The organism is Erwinia pyrifoliae DSM 12163 (assembly GCF_000026985.1).
GTDB lineage: Bacteria > Pseudomonadota > Gammaproteobacteria > Enterobacterales > Enterobacteriaceae > Erwinia > Erwinia pyrifoliae.
This window is the reverse complement of record NC_017390.1, coordinates 3,900,113-3,925,602: the sequence shown is the minus strand read 5'-3', so window position 1 is coordinate 3,925,602 and position 25,490 is coordinate 3,900,113. Positions and strand designations below refer to the sequence as shown.

The window sequence follows — 25,490 nt, the reverse complement described above, 5'->3', positions numbered from 1 at the left end:
ATTTATTGTCGGGCAGGGAGGCCCGAAGACGTGTGGCAAGTTTGTCACCTATGATAACGAGATGTCTTCCAGGATGACTTATGAATAAAGTCCTGTTTTATCTGTTGTTGCTGATATTGTTCCCGCTCGCTGTGGTCATTGTGATTGTTCCTATGGATAGCCAAAAGCAATATATCTTTGGCCTGATTTCCATCGCCCTGCTGTTTCTATTAGGCTTCAGCAAAAGCAAAAAAATTTCCCTGGTGATGGTTGTCTTCTCCTCGCTGATGTCGACCCGCTATATTTACTGGCGAGCCACGGAAACGCTGCACTTTAATTCTGAAGTGGAAGCGATTCTGGGTATCGGCTTATTTATTGCTGAACTCTATGTCTGGCTTATTTTAATCCTCGGTTACCTGCAAACATCATGGCCGCTTAAACGCACCATCGAACCGCTGCCGGACGATGTCAGCCTGTGGCCCACGGTTGATGTTTATGTTCCCAGCTACAACGAAAGCCTCGATGTCGTACGCGATACCGTTCTGGCCGCGCAGTGCATCGACTATCCGCAGGATAAGGTCAAAGTTTACCTGCTGGATGACGGTAAACGCAGTGAGTTTGCGCGCTTCGCCGCCGACGCTGGCGTCGGCTATATTACCCGCGATAACAACAGCCACGCGAAAGCCGGTAACCTCAATCACGCCATGCAACTCACACAGGGTGAGCTGATCTGCGTATTTGACTGTGACCACGTTGCGACCCGTACTTTTCTGCAGGCAACGGTGGGGGCGTTCCTGAAAGACGATAAGCTGGCGCTGTTACAGACGCCGCACTACTTCTATTCGCCGGATCCCTTTGAACGTAATCTGAAAGCGGCGCGTGAGATCCCCAATGAAGGGGCGCTGTTCTATGGCCCGGTACAGCAGGGTAACGATAACTGGAATGCCACCTTCTTCTGCGGTTCCTGTGCGGTTATTCGCCGCAGCGCGCTGGAGGAAATTGGCGGTTTTGCGGTAGAAACGGTGACCGAGGATGCGCATACCGCGCTGAAGATGCAGCGCCGGGGTTGGGGAACCGCTTTCCTGGCTATCCCGCTGGCGGCCGGTCTGGCGACCGAGCGCCTGGGTCTGCACATCATTCAACGTACCCGCTGGGCGCGCGGCATGACGCAGATATTCCGCGTCGATAACCCGCTGCTGGGCCGTGGTCTGCAATGGCAGCAGCGCCTGTGCTATCTCAACGCCATGCTGCATTTCCAGTTCGGCCTGCCGCGCGTGGTTTTCCTGATGGCCCCGCTGGCTTACCTGTTGTTTAACCTGAATATTATTCACTCCTCGGCCAGCCTGATCTTTGCTTACGTGTTACCCCATCTGGTGATGTCGCTGTACGTTAATGCCCGCATGAATGGCCGTTTCCGCGCCAGCTTCTGGGGGGAAATATACGAAACGGTGATGGCGTTCCATCTGGTTATCCCCACGCTGCTGACGATGATTTCGCCCAGGCACGGCAAATTTAACGTGACGGATAAAGGCGGTCTGCTCGACGTCGGTTTCTTCGACTTTAACATCGTGCGCCCGCATGTCATTTGCGCCCTGTTACTGTTTGCCGGCGTGGTCAGCGGCATCGTGCGCGCCACGGCACAGGACTACTTCGGCGTTGACCGATACGTGATTGCACTCAACGTGGGCTGGGCGACCTTCAGCCTGATTATTCTGATGGCGGCGATTGCCGTCGCGCGTGAAACTAAACAGGTACGTAAAACTATCCGCATTGATGCCGATCTGCCGGCGATTGTGCACTATGCCAGCGGCATCTCATCACGCACTCATACCATCAACCTGTCGATGGGCGGCGCACAGATACGCGCGCCGGATCTGCGCCACGAAACTGACGATATCGAAGCCATCGATGTGATTCTGCACGCTGCCGCCATCTCGATTCCGGTGCAGTATGTCGACGCGAAAGACGGTGTTATCCGCCTGCAGTTTGAGGAAATGCCGCTGGCGCGGCGGCGTGAGCTGGTGCGCGTGGTGCTGTCGCGCGCCGATGCGTGGCTGAATCCGCAGCCATACAAAGATAACCCGCTACGTTCGCTGCTCAACATTGTTCGCACCGTATTTGAACTGTTCTGGCTGTCATGGACAGACCGCCGCGCGAAGAAAAAACGTCAGGCACAAACGAAAGAGGATGGCGCGGCATGAAGCAATCAATCGCGCGCACGCTGTGGCTGTGGCTGGCGCTCACCTTGGGGAGCGCTCAGGCAGAACCGACCAGCGCGATCGGCGACAGCGCCGCGCTGGCCGATATTCCCCCGCCGGCAGATGTCACATCCTCTGCGCCTGCACCAACGGCGTCTCCGGCGAGCAACGATCCGCAGCAGGATCGTGCGTATGACGCGGCGGCGGGAAATAAACAGGGGCTGCCGCCCCTTCCTGCCGTGGCAGATGACCTGCCTGCTACGCCGATGGCCGTGCTAAATCAGCCGACTTCCAGCACCATCAGCGTGGCCGGCATGGGGCAGAAGCAGGGGATTACCCTTAACGGGGGGCAGCTGCAGTCCGGCATTATCTTCACCCTGCCGAACGACGAGGTGGTCACACATGCGCAGCTCAACCTGTCGCTGAAGGTGTCGCAGGCGCTGGCCGCGCGCAATGCCTCGCTGCAACTGATGCTGAATGGCCAGCCGCTCGGTACGCTGCCGCTGAGCGCGACGGAGAGCAACAGCCAGGATTACGCACTGGAGATCCCGGCGGCGATGGTGGTTTCCCGCAACAATCTGAGCTTCAAACTTAACGATGCGGATCGGCTGATGTGTGAGCGCGACAGCGCGCGGTTATATCAGGTGACGATCCTGGCGCAATCCACGCTGGCGCTTGAAGGGCAGCGGCTGAATATCGGTAACAGCCTGCTTCATTTCCCGCGTCCGTTTATCGATCCGCTGCGGATGAGCCAGGCCAGCGTGACCATGGCCTTTGGTCAAAACGTCACTTCGGGAGGCGTCAGCGCGGCGGCGGTGCTGGCATCCTGGATGGGAATTCAGGCCGATTATCGCGGCGTCAGTTTCCCGGTGACACGCGGCCGGCTGCCCGAACAAAATGGGGTGGTATTTGGTCAGCCCGGCGAGAAAATCGGCAGCCTGACATTGCCTGCCGCCGCAGGGCCGTTACTGCAAATTATCGACAACCCGGACAACCCGGTGTACAAGCTGCTGCTGGTCATCGGTAAGGATGACGAAGCGCTGCGTCAGGCCGCCTGGCGTCTGCTGCAACCGCTGGAGCTGGACGCTCCTCAACTGGCGGTAGCCAACCAGGATATACCGCTGCGCCAGCCGTATGATGCCCCGCGCTGGATCAATACCAATCGCCCGGTGCGCCTTAGCGAGCTGCTGCGCAAGGATCAGAGCCTGACCACGACCGGAATCTGGCACGATGCGCTACGCGTCAACTTCCGTGCCCCCCCGGATCTGTTCCTGTGGGACGGCGACAGCATTCCGGTCCAGCTGAACTACCGCTTCCCGTCAGAAAGCTGGATTGATGAAGATAACTCGCTGCTGAACGTCACGCTGAACGGGACTTTTCTGCGCAACCTGACGGTGAACAAGGTCGGCCTGCTGGAGAATATCTGGCACCGTCTCGGCAGTGATGCCCGTCTGGAGCAATATACCCTAAGACTGGATCCGTATCTGATATACGGTGACAACCAGATGCAGCTCTATTTCAACATCAAGCCAAAAGCCAACGCCCCCTGCAGCGTACTGGCCAACAACAACATCAAGAGCCGTATTGAAGACAACTCTTTTATCGATCTCAGCCATACCCGTCATTTTACGCTGCTGCCAAATCTCTCTTATTTCGTCGGCGCGTCTTTTCCGTTCTCCCGCCTTGCCGACTACTCGCAGACCGTGCTGATGCTGCCTGAAAAGCCATCTGATGGCGAAATCAGCACCCTGCTGGATATGGCGGGCCGTTCCGGTAATGCCACCGGCGTAGCGCTGCTGCACAATCGCGTGATGTTTGGCATTCCGTCCGGCGGCGCGCTGCGTGAACGGCTGGTAAATAGCGATATTCTGGCGGTTTCCACGCTGGATCAGAGCGAATTTAACCGGCAGATGCTGGCCGACTCCCCGTACACGCTGAATGACCACACGCTCGGCGTCAAAGTTCCCGGTATGCTGAATAAGCTGCGCGGCTGGCTGAACGGTGACTGGTATCGCCAGACGCTGAACGCAGACCGTTATCTCTCTTCGAACGAGGAATGGCGTGGTTTTATCAGCTATCGCTCACCGTGGAGTAGTAGCCGTCTGGTGGTGATGGCCGTGGCGACCGACGACCAACAGCTGTCACGGCTGCATAACGACATGACTTCCATGCGAATTAACGCCGGTATACGCGGCGACACGGCGATCATTACCGATGAAAACGGCATTCGTAGCTTCCGCGTCGGCGCACAGTTTCCGAGCGGTGAAATACCCTGGTACATGATGGTGGTGTGGTACGCCAACCAGCATGCGGTGCTGCTGTCATTGCTGGCCCTGTTTTGTTCAGCCATCGTCGGTGTGAGCGCCTGGGTTCTGCTGGAGCGCCATGCGTGGCGTCGTTTGCATCCTCAGGGCAAATCCCGTCCCTCTGACGAGAATCAAGAAAAATGAAAAACAAACTTGCCCACGTCCCTTCCCGCACGCGTGCCTGCTGGCGGGTTGGCAGCAGCCTTGTGCTGTCAATGATGGCGTTGCCGGCGCTGGCGCTGGATAACAATCCGGCATTGAAAGCGCTGTTCGACCAGGCCAGATACTGGCATGACAAAGCCCATGACGAATTAGCCTATGAGGCGCTGCAGAAAGTTTTGATGGTTGACGGCAGCAACGCGCAGGCGCTGTATCTGATGGCGCTGTGGTCGCAACAACGGGGCAACGCAGGCGAAGCGGCCATATGGCGCGCCCGACTGAGTGAGGTTTCCCCACAGGATCCGCGCCTGGTCGATCTGGACAATGCCCGCCAACTGCAAACGCTGCCCGCAGCACAGATGGCGCTGGCGCGCCAGCAGGCGCGCAGCGGCAACACCTATGCCGCGCTGCAAACCTGGCGTAATACCTTCAGCGGCAACCAGCCTCCGGCCAGCGTGGCGGCGGAGTACTATCTGACCATGGCCGGAGACCGCAGCCTGCTGCCGCAGGCGGTGGATAATCTGCGCCAGTTCTCTGCCAGCCATTCGCAGGATAGCGCGGCGAAACTGGCTCTCGGTAAAGCCCTGACTTACCAGGACGCCACCCGGCGCGAGGGTTTGCAGCTGCTGGAAGGGTTGGCGGACGGCAATGCCGATGCTGACCGTTCTCTGCGCCAGGCGCTGTTGTGGCTTGGCCCCCAGCCCGGCGATGCGCCGCTGTACCAGAATTTCCAGCAGCGCCATCCGCAGGATCTGGCGGTGATGGACTACTACCGGAAAAATGTGAGCGCGGCGGAGAAAGGGCAGGGCTTCAGCGCGCTGAACAACGGCGATGTCTCCGCCGCGCAGAGCGCCTTCGACCGGGTATTGCAGAACAACCCGCAAGACGCGGATGCGCTGGCCGGTCTTGGCTATGCCGCACAGCGCAGCGGTGACTATTCCCAGGCGGCGGAATACCTGCAACGTGCGGCAAAACTCGGCGGCAACGACAGCCAGCAGCGGCAGCAGCAGGCGGACGATGCGCGTTTCTACGCCCGGTTAGCCAGCGCGCAGCAGGCGCTGAAATCCGGCGACAGCGCACAGGCGCTGAGCCTGAGCGCGCCGTTGACTCAGGCGGAGGGTGAAAAAGGCCTGGCGGCAAAGCTGTTCCGTGCCGACGCGCTGCGCCTTAATCATCAACCGGACCAGGCGGAGCAGACTTACCGCGCCGTGCTGGCCACTGATGCCGCTAACCGCCAGGCACAGGAGGGGCTGTTCTACGTGCTTCACCAGCAGAACCGCACTGCCGAAGCGAATACGCTGCTGGCCTCACTGCCGGCCAGCGTCCGTCAGGCGGTGGCAACGCGCCCGGTAGCCACCAGCGATCCGCTACGGCGAGAAGCACAACAGCGGCTGGCGGCGGGCGATACGCCGCGCGCGATCGGCATTCTGCAGCAGGGGTTGCAGCGCTTTCCGGGCGACGGCTGGTTACGCCTAGACCTGGCGCGTATTTATCAGCAGCAGGGCAATGCTGCTGCGGCCGCTGACCTGATGCAGCCCGCTTTTCGCCCCGCAGCCGGCAGCAATGAAATTTATGCCGCCGCACTGTTTGCCAGCGAAAACGGCGCCTGGTCACAGGCGCAGAGCCTGCTGTCACGCATCCCACCCCGCAGCCAGAACACCGATATGCGTACCCTGGTGCAGCGGGTGAACTTCAACCAGCAGATGGCTGCTGCCCGGCGCTATCTGGCACAGGATTCTCCGGCAGCAGCGGCCAATACCCTGAGAGCGCTGGCAGTCAACCCCCCGGACAACCCCGTCGATGCCGGTAACCTGGCGGCAGGCCTGGCGCAGGCTGGCGATCTCTCCACGGCGGTGTCGGTAGTGCGTAGCAATATGCAGCGCGGCGTACGGGGTAATGCAGGGGATTATGCCGCACAGCTGGCGGTACTGGATCAGGCCGGACTGGGCGCGGAAGCACAGAGCTTTATCAACAACCCTGAATTGCAGTCGCGCAGCAGCGGTGCGCAGCTGGCAGGACTGCGTAACGGCGCGCTGATCAATCAGGTGGATGAGCTGCGCGAACGTAAACAGTATGCCGCCGCCTATGACAAGTTGCTTGGCGCACTGCAGCAGGATCCGCAGAACAGCGACCTGATGTTTGCCATGGCGCGTCTGTATCAGTCCGGCAAAATGAATAAAGAAGCGGCGGTGGTCTACGACTACCTGATGACGCGTGATACGGCGCATCAGCAGGCGCGTGAAGGGGGGATCAATACGGCGCTGGCGCTGAATGACGTGGCGAAAGCGCACGCGCTGGTTGCGGGTCTGCGTGGTGAACCGTCACCGCAGCGCCTGGTGTTAATGGCGCGTGTGTCAGAAGCAGAAGGCGACCGCAGCCAGGCGCTAAGCTATCTGCGCAGCGCGAAAGGCAAAATGATCGGCCTGCAAGGTAGCCAGGTGGGTCGCCCGGTGGCCATTGGCGGTCTGGCGCTGGCGGATAACCCGTTTATCAACCGCACCACGCCGTCAGCCGCTCCGTCACCGTCGATCTATGGCAACGCCATGCCGTGGCAGCAGGCAACGGATGCGCGTGATGACCGCAATATTGATGGCGTCAACGTGACCGGCAGCGGGTCGCCAGTTGCTAACACGCAAAGTCAGACGTTACGCCAGATCGATACCATGATGGACTCCCTGCAGGCCGAGACCGGCACCTGGGCGCAGGCAGGGGTACAAATCCGTGGCCGCGATGGTGAAGATGGCTTGAGTAAGCTGAACGAAGCCAAAGCGCCGCTCACTTGGTCCAGCGCACCGCTGAATGACGCGCGCGTCGAGTTCACCGTGACGCCGATGACGCTAAGCGCGGGCAGCGCCAGCGGCGATGCCTATCGCCGACTGGGCACCGGGGCGGCAGGCGCTGCGGTAGCCAATCAGATCCAGAACATTAAGAACGAACAGGATTACCTTAAAACGTTGCGTGCCACGGACAGCGCAAATGGCAATACGAACGGCGTGGATGCTTTCAATGCGGCTAACCCTGATGTCGCGTCCGCGTTGGATAACCTGGATGGGATTAACGCAGCGGACTACAACCCGTTTACTCACGGCGGGCTGAGCCATCTCAACGCGATCAATAATAACACCGCGCTCAAAAATTACCTGGCGGCCTCATCGCGTAAAGCTAACGTCGATAGCGCGAGCAGTGACGCCTCAGATTCGCAGACGGCCTCCGGCGTGGAGCTGAACCTGGCATTAAGCGGCGACGGTTACCGCATCGACCTTGGCAGTACGCCGCTCGGCCAGCAACTCAGTACCCTGGTCGGAGGGATCAAATGGGCGCCGAAACTGACCGACTACCTGACGCTGATCCTGACCGGTGAACGTCGTGCGGTGACCGATAGCCTGCTCTCCTATGTTGGCGTGAAGGATCAGTACTCTGGCAAGAGCTGGGGGCGGGTAACCAAAAACGGGGGTAACGCGTTACTGAGCTATGATGATGGTGATGCCGGATTTTACGCGGGTGCGGGTGGTTACAGCTATATCGGTGAAAACGTTGCCGGCAACACCTCGTTGATGGCTAACGCCGGGGCTTATGTGCGGCCGTTTCACTATCGCGATCGCGAGCTGAAAACCGGGATTAACATCAGCTGGATGGACTTCTCAAAAAATCTCAGCAACTTCAGCTTCGGGCAGGGCGGCTACTTTAGCCCGCAGGACTATATCAGCGTGTCGTTACCGGTGGACTTCTCGCAGACTTACGACGATTTAAGCGTCAAGCTGGGTGGGTCGGTGGGTTATCAGTCCTATACTCAGAACAGCAGCGCCTACTTCCCGAATAATGATGATGATCAGTCACTGCTGAAGGAAATGGTCACGGCGGGCTACGCCAAAGAAGCGTATTTCAGCGGAAGCAGTAAAAGCGGTATCGGCTATAACCTTCATGCTGGTGCAGACTACAAAATTAACAAAAACGTCACCCTTGGCGGCCAGCTTGGCTATGACACCTTTGGTGACTATAACGAAACTACGGCACAACTCTACTTGCGCTACATGCTGGGAGGCAAATAAGCATGAGTCAGTTACTCCAGGAACGTACGCTACAATATCACCGGCAACGTCAGTCTCAGCCCGGCTGGTTTGATCTGGTGAACCTGATGGTAGGCGGCATGCTGGATAATGCCGGCGAGCAGGAAAGTCAGGCATTTTTGCGCCAGATGGGCGACAAGCTGGCCGGACGTTATCCGCTGGATAAAGCGCGCACCGTGGCCGATCTGGAAGAGAATATCAATAAGGTGCTGGATCGTTTTAACTGGGGCTTTGTCTGTCTGCAAGCGTATGACGGCGCGATGGTTATCGATCATAGCGCGCTGCCAGCGGGTGACGGCGTTATGCCGCATCGGCAATGGCGTCTGGCGATGGGCGCGGTGCTGCTCGGGCTTTATGCCCGCTGGCTGCGTGGTCAGGGGGGCAGCGAACGGGTCGGGCTGAACGTTGAAGAGACCGGTGACTGTTCGCTCCGTTTTCGTTATCAGGTTTGAGGAATACCAGGATGGCAATAGTCAGGGCTGGCTTCATGCTGTTGGTGCTTATACTGGGCCTGTCTCAGGCGACTGCCGCAGATGGCTGGAGCAGCTTTAAAACGCGCTTTATGACCAGCGATGGTCGTATTCAGGATACGGGCAATCAGAACGTCAGCCACACCGAAGGCCAGGGATATGCCATGCTGATGGCGGTTTACTACAACGACCGCAGCGGCTTTGACAAGCTGTGGCACTGGACACAGAACAATCTAAGTAACCCGAAGAACGGCCTGTTTTACTGGAAATACAACCCTGCAGTCCGCGACCCGATTAGCGATAAAAATAACGCCGCCGACGGGGATGTACTGATTGCCTGGGCGCTGCTGAAAGCGGGGGAAAAGTGGCAGGTTTCCGCCTGGTTGCAGCAGTCAGACCTGATCCAGAGGGCTATTGTGGCGCATAACGTGATTGCCTTTGGCGGTCGCACCGTGATGCTTCCCGGCGCGCAGGGCTTTAATAAAACCAGCTACGTGGTGCTGAACCCGTCCTATTTTGTCTTCCCGGCGTGGCGTGATTTTGCCCGGCGCAGTCATTTAAAGGTGTGGGAGCAGCTGATCGGCGACGGGCAGGCGTTGCTCAAGGAGATGCGTTTTGGCGATAGCGCTTTGCCGCTGGACTGGGTGGCAATGAACGCTGACGGCTCGCTGGCTCCGGCTACCGCCTGGCCACCGCGATTTAGTTATGATGCCATCCGTATTCCGTTGTACCTGCACTGGTACGACGCCACGTCTTCCGGGCTGGTGCCTTTCCAGCGTTTCTGGGCCGGTTTCCAGCGCCTGCAAACCCCGGCATGGGTAGACGTGCTAAGCAACGATAAAGCCCCCTACAATATGGCAGGCGGCCTGCTGGCGGTGCGTGATTTAACCCTGGGTGATACCGGGTATCTCAATGGATCACCGGGTGCCAGTGAAGACTATTACTCATCAAGCCTGCACCTGTTAACCTGGCTGGCGTTTAAAGACCGCTAAGGGGGGCGGAAGGTCGGGCGGAGACCGGATCTGCGCCCCTGCAGGCGATGTGTTGCAATGCAGCGCAGACGAGCAAATCTTCGAACCACACCTGGCGGTCGATGAAGATTTCCCCGGCAGGCCGGGGGAAGATAAACTTTAGTGCGGTTTCCAGGTAGCTGTGGTGGCAGAAAGAGAGGAACAGGTACAGGCAATCTGCGGTGTGCGTGACCAGATCGCCAAAGCGTCTTGGCCTGCACAGCATCAGCGCCTGCTGCGCGCTCAGGGTTGCTACCGGACTTAGAGCGACCAGCAAACCTTTGCCGTTTTCCGGCAGCAGGCGGTTGTTGATCATGCGCGTTACCGCATGGCAGAACTGTGTTAATGGCAGGTAGCCTTTATCTTGTACCTGCTGCATGGATTTCAGCAGTACGGCGAATTCGGCCGGTACGTGGCGGTTATAAACCTGCCCCTGCACCCCTTCAAGGGCAGCCAGACAGCGCGATGTTGGTACGTTGAGCGGCACAATAGTATTGACGCCGCAGGCCAGCAGCAGGCGTTCGTCGCTGTGGCGCAGCGCCTGCTGCATTTCACGCACCGCAATTTTTAGCCTGCTGCCGCGCGTACGCCGCAGTTGGTGAATATCACCTGCCAGTGTTTCAATCTGGTGATGATGTTGCAGGTTAAATACCACGGTAGCACTGCTGGCCTGCTGCGCACGTTGGGTCAATTGGCCGTTATCCTCAAACAGTGTCCAGGCTACCGTTGGCAATGGCGCGCCTCCCAGCACGTTTTTTTCCACCAGATACAGGTTTTCGTCGTGCCATTCTGAGCGGGCGTCTTGCTGGGCTGGAGCAATCTGAGTGAAAACCCCCTGCTGTACGTCAAGAGACAGCAGGCGGTCGGCCAGCCAGCGGCCGCTATGACACCACCAGTGAACGCGGTAATGCCAGCTTCCCTGCTGCCATGACAGGTGGGATAACCCTGCTAAGTGGCGGTAGCACGCATGCAAATGATGCTGCGCGACATCAACCCCGCCCCCCTCGGTAATGACCAGCAGGGTTAATTGTTTACGGGCTAACCGCTGCTGCATCTCCTGCAGCCATTGGGTGAGTTCGTCTCCGGACAGATTATTCCATGTACTTAACGCGGCACAGAATAGAATAAGTCCCGGATTATCGTCGGGTCGACGCGATAAATATTGGGTCAGATCGTTCAGCGCATCCGGCGCCTCTGATAAAGAAAACAATGAGATACGATCGCACGCGCCGGCATCGACCGGCGGCAGTAAAACTTCGTTTGCCCCGGCAGCGCGACTTATCAGGGTGATTGCCGTGTGCGCAGCGAGGGTTTGACGCACCAGCAGGCGTGCATCCTGCTGCCGGTCGACCATCACCCAATAGCACCCCGGAGCTTTCATCAGCACTAATTCATTTTGAACCTGTTCAAGACCTAAGGTAAATGACGTCGTCATAACGTTATGCGCACCGGGTATCATTTGGGGGAGAACCGATCTGAATGAAATTTCAGCACCAGTGATTATTCATTCAATATACATCACTGCTTAAAACGCGCCAGCGGATCATTTATCACCTTTTCATCTGTAACACCGAACGTCCTGAGGCATGACTTAGCTCCGAGCCGACCGCGCGGCGGTGTTCGCCTGCTCATCGTTTCGTTTAGGAAAACACTTAAACGACGGCGGGCGTTGCGTGGTAACTTAACAAGTTGTTACCTTAGGATATACTCAGGGTTGTTTTTGCCTTAAATGCACTGAAAAACCCATTCAGCGCTTCGGAGAGTTTGCTTGCGCGTCAGCCGTTCATTAAAGATTAAGCAAATGGCGACCATTTCCAGCGTTGCGCTGGTCACCATTTGTATCTTTATCGTTATCCAGCTTTTTCATTTTGTGCAGCAGCGCAGAATTGACTATGCCCAGCAGATGGAGAACGTGGCGTATACCGTGCGTCAGCCCTTGTCACAGGCGGTACTGAAAGCGGATATACCGCAAGCTGAATTTATCCTTAACTCGCTGCGCCCGGCGGGGATCCTTGCGCGGGCAGAAGTGTTATTGCCCAACGGATTACAGGCGCTGCATACCGAATTTGCCGCAGAGAAGCCGATCCCGCACTTTATTGCCCGGCTGTTTGAACTGCCGGTGCAGATTACCGTCCCGCTCTATTCGGTGGAACCTTCTAACCCGAAACCGCTGGCATTTCTGGTTTTGCAGGCGGATTCGTGGCGTGTTTATCAGTTTATTCTCAGTGCTGTATCGACGATGGTCACCGCCTATCTGCTACTGGCGCTGATCCTGTCAGTCTCAATCAGCTGGTGTATCAACCGCCTGATAGTGCGGCCGCTGCGCAACATCGCCAACGCCCTGCAAGATCTCACGCCGCAGCAGGCGATTAACCACCAGCTATTGCTGCCTAAGTATCATCGTAATGATGAGATAGGTCTGCTTATCCGCAACTATAACCGCAATCAGCAGATGCTGTGCGCCATGCATGATGAGATGAGCCGTCAGAGTACCCGTTTTACCTTGACCGATCTGCCGAACCAAACCCTATTCCTGGCCATGCTGGAACAGCATCTGCGCGCGATCAGTAGCACCGGTGTGTTTATGGTGATGGTGCTGCGTATTGAAACGCTGTTGGAAACGAATGGCCTGGTGACTGACGAGCGGCGCAATGCCCTGCTGCTGACGTTGGTGAGCAAAATTCGCAGCTGCATTGATGAGCGTACGGTTCTGGCGCAGCTGTCGGTCGGCGATTTTGCTTTGCTGATCAAGCGCGCCAACAATCCCTTCCGCGCGCTGCGGCTGGCGCGTAACCTGATGCTGAAGCTCAATCAGCCGGTGCTGCTCCAGCACATGCAGCTACGGCCTATCGTCAGCATCGGCATAGCGCAGCGTGAAGCGGGCTTTAGCGCGTCCGAACTGCTGGCGCGCGCCGTCTCGGCGATGATGTCGGCGCGTCATCAGGGCAAAAATCAGATCCTGTTTTTTGATGTGGTGCTGGCCGAGCGGGCGCAGAAGCGGCTGACGCAAGAGCATGACATTTTACAGGGGCTGGCAGAGGAAAAGTTTGCGCTGTGGCTGCAGCCGCAGGTCGATATGCGCAGCGGTCAGCTGGTGGGTGCCGAAGCACTGCTGCGCATGCGCCAGAACGATGGTAGCTGGTCACTGCCGGAGGATCTCATCGCCAATGCCGAAGAAATTGGCGTGATAGGCCCCCTCGGGCGCTGGGTATTTGAAGAATCCTGCCGCATCCTGGCGCACTGGCAACAGCGCGGCTGTGAGCTGACGCTGAGCGTCAACCTGTCCGCCATCCAGCTGCGCGAAGCGGCGATGGTGACCCATTTGCAGGCCCTGATCCAGCGCTATGGGATCCGTCCCGGTAGCCTGGTATTAGAAATCACCGAAACCGCCCAGATCGGCGAGCCAGAACAGGCACTGCTGTTGTTGCAGGAGCTGCAAAAAACCGGCGTGGCCGTCGCGCTGGATGATTTCGGCATGGGTTATGCCAACCTTAACTGGCTGAATCAGTTTAAAACCCTGCCAATAGGCAAGCTGAAGATGGATCGTAGCTTTGTGACGGTGCTGCCCTATGATGACACCATGGTACGTATCATTGCGGCGATTGCCGAGATCGTTACGCTGGACGTGATTGCTGAAGGCGTCGAAACCGATGAGCAACGCGCGCGGCTGCTGGCCTGCGGGATCCACTTCGGCCAGGGGTATCTCTATGCGGGAGCGCTGCCGCTGCCGCAGTTTAATCAGCGCTATCTGGCCAGTCTCTGACCGACGCGCCGGGCTTGGCTCGCGCACTGACTTACTTTAGTTTCACAAGATCGAACTGAAGTGATTCAGCTCATAAAAATGAGTTATCTGTGGCATCCGCCCCGCGCGCCATATATCTATCCTGTTAATCCGGTGTTACTTTCGCGTTATCTTCCCTCTGATAATAACTAAAGTGGTTCAAGAAAATCCGATGAAAACCTCTCTGTTTAAAAGCCTTTATTTCCAGGTATTGACTGCTATCGCTATCGGCGTACTGCTGGGCCATTTTTACCCTGAACTGGGCGCGCAGATGAAGCCGCTGGGTGACGCTTTCGTTAAGCTTATCAAAATGATTATTGCTCCGGTGATTTTCTGTACCGTTGTGACCGGGATTGCCGGTATGGAAAGTATGAAAGCTGTCGGGCGTACCGGTGCGGTGGCGCTGCTCTATTTCGAAGTGGTCAGCACCCTTGCCCTGATTATCGGGCTGGTGGTGGTCAACGTGCTGCAACCCGGTGCGGGTATGAACGTTGACCCGGCCACGCTGGATGCTAAAGCGGTGGCGATGTATGCCCAGCAGGCGGAGCAGCAGGGCGTTGTCGCATTTCTGCTGGATGTCATTCCCGCCAGCGTCATTGGCGCGTTTGCCGGCGGCAATATTCTGCAGGTTCTGCTGTTCGCCATCCTGTTCGGCTTTGCGCTGCATCGTATGGGCGATAAAGGCACGCTGGTATTTAACTTTATCGACAGCTTCTCCCACGTCATTTTCGGCATCATCAGCATGGTTATGCGTCTGGCTCCGATCGGTGCCTTCGGCGCGATGGCTTTCACCATTGGTAAATACGGCGTCGGATCGCTGGTGCAACTTGGCCAGCTGATTATCTGCTTCTATATCACCTGTGTGCTGTTTGTCGTGCTGGTGCTTGGGGTGATTGCACGCGTGGTTGGCTTTAACATCTTCAAATTTATCGCCTATATCAAAGAAGAGCTGCTGATCGTCCTCGGCACGTCCTCATCGGAGTCCGCGTTGCCGCGTATGCTGGCTAAGATGGAGAATCTGGGATGTCAGAAATCGGTGGTGGGTTTGGTTATCCCCACCGGGTACTCTTTCAACCTTGACGGCACCTCGATTTATCTGACCATGGCGGCGGTGTTTATCGCCCAGGCAACCAACAGCCATATGGATATCTGGCACCAGGTAACCCTGCTGGTGGTGCTGCTGCTCTCGTCGAAAGGCGCTGCGGGCGTGACCGGCAGCGGTTTTATCGTGCTGGCGGCGACGCTGTCTGCGGTCGGTCATCTGCCGGTGGCGGGGCTTGCGCTGATCCTCGGCATTGACCGTTTTATGTCCGAAGCTCGTGCGTTGACCAATCTGATCGGTAACGGCGTGGCGACCGTGGTGGTGGCTAAGTGGGTTGGCCAGCTCGATGAGAAGCAGCTAACAGAGACGCTTAACAAAGGAAAAAAAGAGGTAAAAACCACCTGAAATCCGCTAACCTTGAGTTAATTTGTGAAAAATGGCCACAAATGCCCGCCGTGACTTGCCCTCACGGCGGGCATTTGCATAATAACCCCATCTGTTTTAAGAAATTTCATGGCGCTGTGTGACATCCTTGTCGATGCGTGGTCTAAGAAGCTGTTCCTTAAAAAACAGCGGCTTTGCGAAGTTATAGCCAGATAATGCGAGTCACAGGAAACTGAACGGATAGCTCATCGCGTGATTGCAGCAGGCCGTAGCTCACCAGTTATTTTTTTGAGTTAGTGATTCATTAGGGGTTCACATGCAGGACACCAGAATTCGTCTATTGGTTGGGGGAATATGGCTGGCAGCAGCGGGTATGGCGCAGGCAGAAACGCTGCAACCCGATCCCGCCTGGCAGCAGGGAAAACTGGAAAATGGTTTCAGTTGGCAGCTGCTAACCACGCCTCAGCGGCCCATTGACCGCGTTGAGATCCGCCTGATAGTGAACACCGGAACGATGGCGGAAAGTGCGCAACAGCAAGGCTACAGCCATCTTTTACCGCGCCTGTCGCTGGTGCACAACGCCCGTCTGGATCCCGCGCAGCAGCGCTCGCTTTGGCAGCAGAGCATCGACCCGCAGCATCCACATCCGCCGGTCATCACCTCGTACGACTTCACGTCGTATAACCTCAGTTTGCCTAATAATCGCCCGGAAGTGCTAAAAGAAGCACTCAGCTGGCTGGCGGCAACCGCAGGCAAAATGACCATTAATCAGCAGGTGGTGGACACGGCTATCGATGCCGATGACCCTGGCGCGACGTGGCCGGGCAACCCACAGGATGTCTGGTGGCGCTATCGTCTGAAAGGCTCCGCCATGCTGGCGCACGATCCCGCTGCCGCCGTGAAACGGCCGGTCGACCTGGCCCAGCTCAACGCCTTTTATAAGCAGTGGTACACGCCGGATGCAATGACGCTGTTTGTGGTAGGCAACGTCGATAGCCGTAGTTTGGTGGAGCAGATCAATAAAATTTTCTCCCCGCTGGACGGCAAACGTGACCAGCCAGCCGCGATGCCAACCCTCTCTCCTTTACTGCAGCAGCCGGTTAATTTGGTTAACAATGCCATCAGCCAGGATCGTCTTTCGCTGGTATGGGATAACCCGTGGAAGCCAATCCGCGAATCGGCCAGCCTGTTGCGTTACTGGCAGAGCGATCTGGCGCGTGAAGCGCTGTTCTGGCACGTTCAAAGAGCGTTGAGCGACCAAAAAACGCCGGGTATGCAGGTTAGCTTCGACTGTCGGGTGCTGTATCAGCGCGCCCAGTGTGCCATCAATATGGACGCGAACAACGCGGCACTGAACGACAATCTTGCACTGATGGCAAAAGAGATGGCTATCGTGCGTGATAAGGGACTGACGCAGCCGGAGTTCGACGCGCTGATGGCGCAGAAAAATGCCGAACTGAGCAAGCTGTTTGCGACCTATGCGCGTACCGATACCAGCGCGCTGATGAGCCAGCGTCTGCGTTCGCAGCAAAATGCGGTGGTGGATATCGCCCCGGAACAGTATCAGAAGCTGCGCCAGACGTTCCTGTCCGGTATGACGCTGGATATGCTCAATCAGGAGCTGCGCCAGCAGCTGACGCAAGATATGACCATGGTGCTGATGCAGCCTCAGGGCGAAGCGGAAACTAACGTGAAGCTATTGCAGGAAAGCTGGCAGAAGATGATGACGCCTGTGGTGACTTCCCCGGCGGCGTCCGCTGCCGGGGAAAACACCGTGCCTGCATCCTGAACGCCTGTCCAGAGGCGGCCGCCGTCGGCGGCTGCCCTGATGCACCGGATGATCTCCCCGTACCCCATTTAGCTAAAAACCTCGCCAGCGCATTAACCTGAACCGCCTGTTCCAAGCTCAGACGCCCGCCGCCGCTATGCTTCAAGCCAGCCCCGTTGCCGGGGGATGTCTTCAGCCTGGCGACGGGTTAACCTTGCTGAACTGGCGTTGACTCCAGCCAGCCATCATTGCCCCCGGAATAACCCGTCGCTAAATTCAAACAGGTTTTCAGTACCATCAACGTGTGGATCCCGCTTTCGCCAATTGCGGATGAAACGGCCTAAGGCGCACCTGTTTTGGCGATTGAAAAGTGCGCCGCTTTGTTACTATTGCCCTGCTTAACGTGGCGGCATAGCTGAAGTTATCCAGGACGTTGCCGATACTTGCAACACGGGATGCCGCATTAAGGCGTTCTCACAGACAAAGGATCACATCGATGGCGCTGAATACTCTCGGCCACCGGCTTCCTTCCTCAATGGTTAAACAAAAGCAGCCTGAAGAGCCTGAATACTGGCAGCAGTGTCAGCGTTCCTATCACTTCCAGCCCATTTATCGGGTGAACGGAAGTCTGATGGCAATTGAGTTGCTCACTGCGGTGTTCCACCCGACCGGCCCAAGTCTGGCAGTATCACCGGAGCTTTATTTTGCAACGCTTGAGGTTCCGCAGCGCCTGGATATCGTCGTTGAGCAGCTGGAGTCGCTGGTCAAGTGGGAAAAAAAGTTTATCAGCACTAACATCGTCGCCTCGATCAATATCGACGGGCCAACGCTGTTAGCTACCCGGCAGAACAGCGCGCTGCGCCAGCTGATTGCACGCTGCCCGTGGGTGCGTTTCGAACTGGTCGAGCACCATGTGCTGCCGCAGGAACTGATCGCCACGCAAATGCCGGAACTGGGGCCTCTCTGGATGGATGATTTTGGCTCCGGCATGGCGAACTTCTCCGCCCTGACCGAACTAAATTATGACTATATCAAACTGTCGCGCGAGCTGTTTATCCTGCTGCGCGCCAGCGAAGAGGGGCGCAACCTGTTCGGGATGCTGCTGGCGTTGATCAATCGCTACTGTAAAGGGGTGATTGTTGAAGGCGTCGAAACTCAGGAAGAGTGGGAGCAGGTGCGTAACTCCCCCGCCTGTGCAGCCCAAGGCTATTTATTTTCCCGCCCGGTGCCGATTGACCTGCTGGATACCCTGCCAATGCATTTCACCTGATGGCATGTGCTGACGTCTCGACTATGCTTTGACCTGAGACGGATAGCTATCAGGAGAACCACGAATGGCGCGAACGGGAAAAGTGATAAGTTGGATCGGCGGAATTTTTTTATTGCTGGTGGTCGTCATTGTGGCGGTGGTCGCGCTCTTTGACTGGAATCGCCTGAAACCCATTATCAATCGAAAAGTTTCGGCGGAGATTAACCGGCCGTTTGCTATCCGTGGCGATCTTGGCGTGAGCTGGCAGCGTAACCGCAATGAACCCGGCTGGCACGGTTGGGTTCCCTGGCCACAGGTGTATGCGCAGGACATCATGCTGGGCAACCCGCCCTATGTCCCCGATGTCACGATGGTTCACCTGCAACGGGTGGAAGCCACGCTTTCCCCGCTGGCGCTGTTAAGTCAGCAGATTTATTTGCCGAGGATCGCACTGCAGCAGCCGCAGGCTAAGCTGGTGCAGACTGCCGACGGCAAGAATAACTGGACGTTTAATCTTGCCGGCAGCGGTAACCAGCAGGCCAGTAAGGAACCCTCTGCGTGGTCTTTCCGCCTCGACAGCATCGCTTTCGATCGGGGAACCGTCAGCTATCGTGATGCCATAAATAAGGCCGATGTGCAGGTGGTGGTCGATCCGCTGGGTAAAGCGGTGCCTTATGCCCAGCTGGCCGGTGGCGACGATAAGCAAAAAGGCGCGGCCGACTTTGTTTTCGGCTGGCGCGCCAGCGGCACATACAACAATGAAAAGCTACGTGGCGAGGGCAAAATTGGCGGCATGCTGTCACTGCGCAGCCAGAACACGCCATTCCCCGTTGCGGCCGATGTGCACAATGGCACCACTCGCGTGCGCATCGCGGGCACGGTGCAGGACCCGATGAATCTGGGCGGGGTGGATCTGCGTCTGCGCTTCTCCGGCGACACGCTGGCTAACCTCTACGGGCTGACCGGCGTGCTGCTGCCGGAAACGCCTCCCTATGAAACCGACGGCCACCTGACGGCGCGGTTCCAGCAGCCGGACGGGGCGGTATTCCGCTATCAGAACTTTAACGGCCATATCGGCGACAGCGATATTCGCGGCTCGCTCGCCTACCGTCAGGGCAAACCCCGGCCTGAGCTAACCGGGACGCTGGAGTCGCTGCAGCTGCGCGTGGCTGACCTCGGCCCGCTGATTGGCGTTGACTCCGGTAAAGACAGCGCGAAAACGGCACGAGCGAAGGCGCAACGTGGGGCAACATCTCCCCAACCTGCTGGCCGGGTACTGCCACACGATAAGTTTGATACGCAAAGCTGGCAGGTGATGGATGCGGATGTGCGCTTTCGTGGCAGGCGCATTGAGCACAGCAGTTCACTGCCGGTGAGCGATCTGTCGACCCATTTAACCCTAAAAAATGGCGACCTGCTGCTCGATCCGCTGCGTTTTGGTATGGCAGGGGGCAGCCTCAATGCCACCGTGCGCTTACAGGGCGATCGGTCGCCGATGCAGGGGCGCGTCGATCTGCATGCGCGGCATCTCAAGCTGCGCCAGCTGTTCCCCGACGTGGCAGCCATGCGCAGTGCGCTTGGCCAGATAAACGGCGATGCCAGTCTGAACGGGCGTGGCAATTCGGTGGCGGAACTGCTTGCCACCAGCAACGGCTCTCTGAAACTGCTGATGAACGATGGCCTGATCAGCCGCAGCCTGATGGAGATAGTCGGCCTTAACGTCGGCAACTACGTGGTGGGTAAACTGTTTGGCGATGACGAAGTGAAAATCAACTGCGCCGCCGCCGATTTGCAGGTGAAACAAGGGCTGGCTTCGTCGCGCCTGTTGGTGTTTGATACCGAAAACGCGATGATCAATGTTACCGGCAGCACCAACTTTGCCAACGAGCGCCTCGATCTGACGATTAACCCGGAGAGTAAGGGCATCAGGATTATTACCCTTCGTTCACCGCTCTACGTGCGCGGCACCTTTAAAAACCCGGATGCCGGGGTGAAAACCGGTTCGCTGCTGGCTCGTGGTGCCGCCGCCCTGGCATTGGGTACGGTGGTGGCTCCGGCCGCCGCGCTACTGGCGCTGATCTCGCCCAGCGATAACGATGAGAACCCGTGCACCCGCGTATTACAGCAGATCAAAAAGTAAATAATCGGCCACGATGAAAGGTAAAAAGCACTAAAAGGGGCAGGGGCAACCCTTTCCGGTTGCCCCTCAAGTCACACCGTTTTAATCAAACAGCGATGCGCTGCGCGTCTCTTTACACAAGATGAGCGCCACCAGCGTCAGACAGGCCATCGCCGCCAGATATATCCCGACGTAGAACAGTCCGTAAGTGTGCGCTAACCAGGTGGCAATATAGGGGGCGACGGAAGCACCCAGAATTGACGACAGATTATACGAGAACGATGCCCCGGTATAACGCACCTCGGTAGGAAACAGCTCCGGCAGCAGCGCCCCCATTGGGCCAAAGGTCAGCCCCATAATGCTCAGGCCGCATAGCAGAAAAGCCATAATCAGCGCCTGATTACCGGAACCCAGCATTGACGGGAAAATCAACGCGAAAGCGATAATCAACAGCGTAATCACTATCATCGTCTTGCGACGACCAAAACGGTCCGCCAGCAGTCCGGCAACCGGCACCATCACGCCAAAACCGATCACCGCTAACATCAGCATCCACAGGAAGGTATTACGTGCAATCCCTAAGCCATTGGGCGCGGGCGTGGTGCCGTAAGTCATCGAATAGACGGTCATGATGTAGAACAGCGTATAGGTCGCCAGCATAATAAAAGTACCGATGATGGTGGTCCCCAGATGCTTGCTCAGCAGGGTGCCAATTGGCACTTTTACCTGTTTTTTCTCTCTTTGTACTTTGGCGAAGACCGGCGACTCATGCAGCGACACGCGCACGTACAGACCAATCAGCACCAGCACCGCAGAAAGAATAAACGGCACGCGCCATCCCCAGTTCATAAACTGTTCGTCGCTCAGCAGCCAGGAGAGCAACAGGAAGGTGCCGTTGGCAAAGAAGAAGCCGATTGGTGCGCCGAGTTGCGGGAATGACCCGTACAGCGCACGCTTTTTCGCCGGGGCATTTTCGGTCGCCAGCAGGGCGGCGCCGCCCCATTCGCCACCGAGGCCGAGTCCCTGACCAAAACGCGCCAGCGCCAGCAGCAGCGGGGCGAACACGCCAATACTGGCGTAACCCGGCAGCAGGCCGATAGCAACGGTTGAAATACCCATCGTCAGCAGCGAAGCCACCAGCGTGACTTTGCGCCCGGCACGATCGCCAAAGTGACCGAATAAGGCGGAGCCAATCGGACGCGCCACAAAGGCAATGGCGAAGGTCGCCAGCGACTGGAGCGTGGCGACGGTGGTATCACCTTGTGGGAAGAAGATATGCGGAAAAACGATCACCGCTGCTGTGGCATAAATATAGAAGTCGAAAAATTCAATAGCCGTTCCGACCAGTGAAGCGACCATCACTTTACCGCGTGAGTTTACGGGGGTGGCGTCGATAGAGGCTTGCATAGATTTGTTCTTAATTTGTTTGTAAATGATGAACAGAGAATCTTACCCACAGGCCAGGCCACATTCAATGGTGTCAACGTCAGGTTCTGCCGCCCTGAGGGTATGAAAGAGGATAATGTTCAATAGGTCATATTTGCACCTATAAGGCAGCGGTAAAACAGTTTTTTCTGGCGTGAATCACTGCAAAATGGCTAAATAAAAGTGAGTAGTCAGCGATAAATGCTGTGAATTGGTGAATAATTAGCCATGTTGCGCGATTTTTAGCGGGTTTAGCGCGCTTATTTTCCGGGCGGCATAAATGAGATTATTCTCTCAGTGTTGACAAACGGTTTACGAAAGTGACGATCGTCAATATTAACAACCATTGCCGGCGGGGCTAAAATTCCGCCACTTTCTTAAATGGAGCCCACAATTGGACAGTCACCCTGTAACTCAAGCGTAATAACAGGCAGGCGCACGCCATTTGTGAGCCTGCCGTAAATCGGCGGGCTATGTTTTATCTCTTCTGAGCTGCCGCATCCCGAAATTTGATATCTGTACGTACTGGCTCCGGCCAGAATGGGATTGCTTATGCGTCATGCACTTGTCATGCCACAACGTCATCACCTGTTTCCTCCAGGCTGCCAGCGCGAATTTTGACCTGGCGGTGCGCTGCTGCGCATCTTAATTCCCATCGTGAGACGACAATGTCGGAGGACAACGAAAATGGCATGGATCCCTTTTATCCTGCATCTGACCCTGGCGGTGACGCTGGGGGCGATTATCGGTGTTGAACGTCAGTGGCGTCAGCGTATGGCCGGACTGCGCACCCATGCACTGCTATTTGCCCTGGCGGTGGCCGTTGGCCTGACGCCGGAAATGTTGCCGATGATCGTCAGCTCAAACCTGGCAAAGGGAGCCATCGCATTGCCCAAGCGTAAATAAACGGCTGAACGCCATCCAGAACTTTGGCGCGATGGACGTGCTGTGCAGCGATAAAACCGGCACCCTGACTCAGGATCGGATTATCCTTGCGCAGCATCTCAACCTGCACGGTTGCAGTGATGAACGCTTATTCCAGTCCGGCTGGTTTGTCGAAGGGCTGCTGTCGCAAACGCTGGTGGTGCATATGCTGCGTACGCAGAAGATCCCGTTTATCCAGAGCCGTGCCGCTCTACCGGTGATGCTGATGACAGGATTGGTGAGGGCGTTGGGCATTCTTATCCCATTTTCGCCGCTTGGTCACGCCGTTGGGTTGATGCCGCTGCCGTGGAGCTACTTCCCGTGGCTGCTGGCAACGCTGCTCGGCTACTGCCTGGTGACTCAGGGCGTAAAACGTCTCTATATGCGCCGTTTAGGCCAGTGGTTCTGAGGAGAATAATGGATGAAACATGATAATGCGGTTACCGCTATCGTGCTGTTTTTCGTCGGCTTGCTCATCTTTGCCAGCGGAGTCGCAATGGTGTTTAGCGGCTGAATGCATGGCAGGGGGCGAACTGGCGCAGAAACGCGGTCAGTTCGCCGCCTCGTGCCCTTTCTATTCCTGTGGATGGATAAATCGTAGCCAGATAAAGCGAATCACATAATATTCCAGCGCGCCAAGTACCAGAAACCACAGGCAAAACACCAGCGTATACAGCTGGCCGATATCCTCCAGATGGAAAACCGCCACCAGCTTATGCGTTAGCGCCAGGCCGAACCACGGCGCGGGCAGCAGCAGCGCGGAGAGAAAGCCAAGCAGCAGGGTGCCCATTGGCATCAGGAACGTTTCAAACGGGTTTTTCATCGCAATTCCCTATTTATCAAGTGCCAGCTCAGTAACCGACTACTCCGATTGCCGATCTTAATTTCAATGTTTACAGTGTCAACCGTTGTAAACCCCCACGGCTAAAACAGACAGGCTCGTGGCCAAAAATAAACTCAATTCGCAGCCTTCCAGCCAGACGGAGAGCCTGTCAACGCGTGCAGGCTTGATACGTGTCGGTAAGGTGCGGAGTCATTGAACTTGTGAGGAAACGTGAAAGCTAAATTATTTTTTTTGCTATTAATGCTGTCCGGCGTCAACTACATACCGGCAGCCAGTGCAACGTTGAGTACCCATGAAGAGGCTTTAGTCAATTACATCGATCGGCATAAAGCAGACCAGCTCAAATTATTAGAGAACATGGTGAATATCAATAGCGGCACGGAAAACAGCCAGGGAGTGAAAAAAATGGGGGAAATGGTGCGGCCTGAGTTCGAGAGCATGGGCTTTAAAACCCAATGGGTCGACCTGCCCGCAACCATGAAACACGCGGGCAGTTTAGTGGCGACCCATAGCGGGTCGGGGAAGCGGATCCTGCTGATCGGCCACCTGGATACGGTTTTCCCCATCAACAGTCCCTTTCAGTCATTTACGCTTTCTGCAGATCAAAAATTCGCGACCGGGCCTGGCGTTATCGATGATAAAGGTGGCGTAGTGACTCTGTTATATGCGCTGAAAGCGCTGAAGCACGCCGGTAAATTAAACAATGCCAATATTACCGTGGTGCTTACCGGTGATGAGGAGCAGGCGGCGAAACCCACCGAAATCTCACGTCAGGCACTGCGTGAAGCCGCTCAGGGCAGCGATATTGCGTTAGGGTTCGAGTTTTCTCTGGCTGAAGATCAGCTGGTGACAAACAGAAGAGGATTGAGCGAATGGTATCTTTCCAGCACGGGTAAATCACGCCATTCATCCACCGTATTCGGCCCGGAGTCGGGAGATGGTGCCATTTATGAAACTGCGCGGGTATTGAACGCGTTTCGGACGGCCTTTGCAGAGACCTCCGTGGCGTCCGGATTAACGCTTAATCCGGGGCTTATTCTTGGCGGACAGATGGTCAGTGAAGATGTACAGCAAAATACCGGTAACGCCAGCGGTAAGAAAACCGTTATTGCCGCACAAACTCTGGTGCATGGCGACTTGCGTTTTTATTCCGAGGATCAAAAAAACAAGGCAGAGCAGAAAATGCGTGAAATTGCCGGCACCTCGTTACCGCTTACCTCCAGCCAGTTGACATTCAAAGACATCATGCCGGCCATGCCGGAGACCGATGGCAACAGGCAGCTGTTAGCTCAGTTCAGCGCCATCAACACCGCGCTGGGTGGGCCGCAGCTGAAGTCTGTGCCGGCGGCTGAACGTGGTGGTTCAGATGTTTCGTACATTGCGCAAACTGTTTCAGCCAGTATTGACGGTCTGGGCCCGTGGGGTAAAGGCGCGCACGGTTTAAATGAGACGCTGGAAGTGGCTTCCCTCCCTGTCGCGAGCAAAAGAGCGGCCATCTTTATCAGCCGTTATCTGGCTCGGTAAGCAGCGGTGTCCATGAGGGTTAAGCACTGAAACCGGCGGCGAACTGTCCGCCGGTCCTGGCCAACAACCCTGGCTTCGGGTTTAGTGATGAAACTGCCGTTGCCTGGGGCATGCACCCAGCGGCATGCTTCAGGACGGAATCGGGGGCGGGCAAATCGCCTGCTCCTGCTGTGACGCTGGCAGCAAGAAGAGAGGGCGCGGCGGGTAAAAATAAGCACAAAGCCATTCAGCCAGACTCGGC

At 56.7% G+C, this 25,490-nt stretch carries 14 protein-coding genes and 2 pseudogenes; 13 read left to right on the top strand and 3 right to left on the bottom strand.

Annotation, left to right across the window (positions count from 1 at the left end; genetic code table 11):
- Nucleotides 1-80 precede the first annotated feature (80 nt).
- Genes bcsA through EPYR_RS17910 form a run of 5 tightly spaced genes read left to right on the top strand, consistent with a single transcriptional unit; the run spans nt 81 to nt 10,171 of the window.
- Nucleotides 81-2,180, top strand: coding sequence for a UDP-forming cellulose synthase catalytic subunit (gene bcsA / locus EPYR_RS17930; RefSeq protein ID WP_014539883.1), 2,100 nt, complete (start codon nt 81-83; stop codon nt 2,178-2,180).
- A complete protein-coding gene (gene bcsB / locus EPYR_RS17925; RefSeq protein ID WP_015899180.1) occupies nt 2,177-4,627 on the top strand; it encodes a cellulose biosynthesis cyclic di-GMP-binding regulatory protein BcsB in 2,451 nt (816 codons plus the stop codon). Before bcsA ends, bcsB begins: the two co-directional genes overlap by 4 nt.
- Complete coding sequence (locus tag EPYR_RS17920; protein WP_014539881.1) at nt 4,624-8,691, top strand: cellulose biosynthesis protein BcsC; 4,068 nt, start codon at nt 4,624-4,626, stop codon at nt 8,689-8,691. The genes bcsB and EPYR_RS17920 overlap by 4 nt, the downstream gene beginning before the upstream one ends.
- 2 nt (nt 8,692-8,693) lie before the next feature.
- Complete coding sequence (gene bcsD, locus EPYR_RS17915; RefSeq protein WP_014539880.1) at nt 8,694-9,161, top strand: cellulose biosynthesis protein BcsD; 468 nt, start codon at nt 8,694-8,696, stop codon at nt 9,159-9,161.
- A 35-nt stretch (nt 9,162-9,196) separates the two neighbouring features.
- On the top strand, nt 9,197-10,171 hold the full coding sequence (locus EPYR_RS17910) for a glycosyl hydrolase family 8 (protein WP_041474072.1): 975 nt from the start codon (nt 9,197-9,199) through the stop codon (nt 10,169-10,171).
- Here the strand turns inward: EPYR_RS17910 and bcsE are convergent.
- On the bottom strand, nt 10,158-11,624 hold the full coding sequence (bcsE, locus tag EPYR_RS17905) for a cellulose biosynthesis protein BcsE (RefSeq protein WP_015899178.1): 1,467 nt from the start codon (nt 11,622-11,624) through the stop codon (nt 10,158-10,160). The two genes, EPYR_RS17910 and bcsE, sit on opposite strands and share 14 nt — an antisense overlap.
- A gap of 333 nt (nt 11,625-11,957) precedes the next feature.
- Here bcsE and hmsP point away from each other — a divergent pair, with 333 nt between their 5' ends.
- From hmsP to EPYR_RS17880, 5 genes are all read left to right on the top strand, one after another.
- Entirely contained in the window at nt 11,958-13,952 is a 1,995-nt protein-coding gene (gene hmsP, locus EPYR_RS17900; protein WP_014539877.1) for a biofilm formation regulator HmsP, read from the top strand.
- Between the two features lie 190 nt (nt 13,953-14,142).
- Nucleotides 14,143-15,417, top strand: a complete 1,275-nt coding sequence (locus EPYR_RS17895) for a dicarboxylate/amino acid:cation symporter (RefSeq protein WP_015899177.1) — start codon at nt 14,143-14,145, stop codon at nt 15,415-15,417.
- 295 nt (nt 15,418-15,712) lie between these two features.
- On the top strand, nt 15,713-17,185 hold the full coding sequence (locus EPYR_RS17890) for a M16 family metallopeptidase (protein WP_014539875.1): 1,473 nt from the start codon (nt 15,713-15,715) through the stop codon (nt 17,183-17,185).
- A gap of 475 nt (nt 17,186-17,660) precedes the next feature.
- Entirely contained in the window at nt 17,661-18,434 is a 774-nt protein-coding gene (pdeH, locus tag EPYR_RS17885) for a cyclic-guanylate-specific phosphodiesterase (RefSeq protein ID WP_015899175.1), read from the top strand.
- Between the two features lie 64 nt (nt 18,435-18,498).
- Nucleotides 18,499-20,553 (top strand): AsmA family protein, encoded by a 2,055-nt coding sequence (locus tag EPYR_RS17880; protein WP_014539872.1) that lies wholly within the window; start codon nt 18,499-18,501, stop codon nt 20,551-20,553.
- Nucleotides 20,554-20,634: 81 nt separating this feature from the next.
- On the opposite strand, the gene EPYR_RS17875 is transcribed toward EPYR_RS17880, so the two are convergent.
- Nucleotides 20,635-21,939 carry an MFS transporter gene (locus EPYR_RS17875; RefSeq protein ID WP_014539871.1) on the bottom strand — a complete coding sequence of 435 codons (1,305 nt, stop codon included), beginning with the start codon at nt 21,937-21,939 and terminating at the stop codon, nt 20,635-20,637.
- A gap of 705 nt (nt 21,940-22,644) precedes the next feature.
- Here EPYR_RS17875 and EPYR_RS21595 point away from each other — a divergent pair.
- Both EPYR_RS21595 and EPYR_RS17865 read left to right on the top strand, forming a co-directional pair.
- Nucleotides 22,645-22,743: pseudogene (locus tag EPYR_RS21595) on the top strand (MgtC/SapB family protein); the annotation flags it as partial.
- A 9-nt stretch (nt 22,744-22,752) separates the two neighbouring features.
- Nucleotides 22,753-23,290, top strand: a pseudogene (locus tag EPYR_RS17865) (cation transporting ATPase C-terminal domain-containing protein); the annotation flags it as partial.
- 165 nt (nt 23,291-23,455) lie between these two features.
- On the opposite strand, the gene EPYR_RS17860 reads toward EPYR_RS17865, so the two are convergent.
- A complete protein-coding gene (locus tag EPYR_RS17860; RefSeq protein WP_014539868.1) occupies nt 23,456-23,704 on the bottom strand; it encodes a DUF1158 family protein in 249 nt (82 codons plus the stop codon).
- Nucleotides 23,705-23,935: 231 nt separating this feature from the next.
- Between EPYR_RS17860 and EPYR_RS17855 the strand changes: the two genes are divergently transcribed.
- Complete coding sequence (locus tag EPYR_RS17855) at nt 23,936-25,249, top strand: M20 family metallopeptidase (protein ID WP_014539867.1); 1,314 nt, start codon at nt 23,936-23,938, stop codon at nt 25,247-25,249.
- The last annotated feature ends 241 nt before the right edge of the window (nt 25,250-25,490 follow it).

What these genes read in the sequence shown, in the direction of transcription:
- bcsA (WP_014539883.1), top strand. Translation starts at nt 81, where the DNA reads ATGAATAAAGTCCTGTTTTATCTGTTGTTGCTGATATTGTTCCCGCTC.
- bcsB (WP_015899180.1), top strand. Translation starts at nt 2,177, where the DNA reads ATGAAGCAATCAATCGCGCGCACGCTGTGGCTGTGGCTGGCGCTCACC.
- EPYR_RS17920 (WP_014539881.1), top strand. Translation starts at nt 4,624, where the DNA reads ATGAAAAACAAACTTGCCCACGTCCCTTCCCGCACGCGTGCCTGCTGG.
- bcsD (WP_014539880.1), top strand. Translation starts at nt 8,694, where the DNA reads ATGAGTCAGTTACTCCAGGAACGTACGCTACAATATCACCGGCAACGT.
- EPYR_RS17910 (WP_041474072.1), top strand. Translation starts at nt 9,197, where the DNA reads ATGCTGTTGGTGCTTATACTGGGCCTGTCTCAGGCGACTGCCGCAGAT.
- bcsE (WP_015899178.1), bottom strand. Translation starts at nt 11,624, where the DNA reads ATGACGACGTCATTTACCTTAGGTCTTGAACAGGTTCAAAATGAATTA.
- EPYR_RS17895 (WP_015899177.1), top strand. Translation starts at nt 14,143, where the DNA reads ATGAAAACCTCTCTGTTTAAAAGCCTTTATTTCCAGGTATTGACTGCT.
- EPYR_RS17890 (WP_014539875.1), top strand. Translation starts at nt 15,713, where the DNA reads ATGCAGGACACCAGAATTCGTCTATTGGTTGGGGGAATATGGCTGGCA.
- pdeH (WP_015899175.1), top strand. Translation starts at nt 17,661, where the DNA reads ATGGCGCTGAATACTCTCGGCCACCGGCTTCCTTCCTCAATGGTTAAA.
- EPYR_RS17880 (WP_014539872.1), top strand. Translation starts at nt 18,499, where the DNA reads ATGGCGCGAACGGGAAAAGTGATAAGTTGGATCGGCGGAATTTTTTTA.
- EPYR_RS17875 (WP_014539871.1), bottom strand. Translation starts at nt 21,939, where the DNA reads ATGCAAGCCTCTATCGACGCCACCCCCGTAAACTCACGCGGTAAAGTG.
- EPYR_RS17860 (WP_014539868.1), bottom strand. Translation starts at nt 23,704, where the DNA reads ATGAAAAACCCGTTTGAAACGTTCCTGATGCCAATGGGCACCCTGCTG.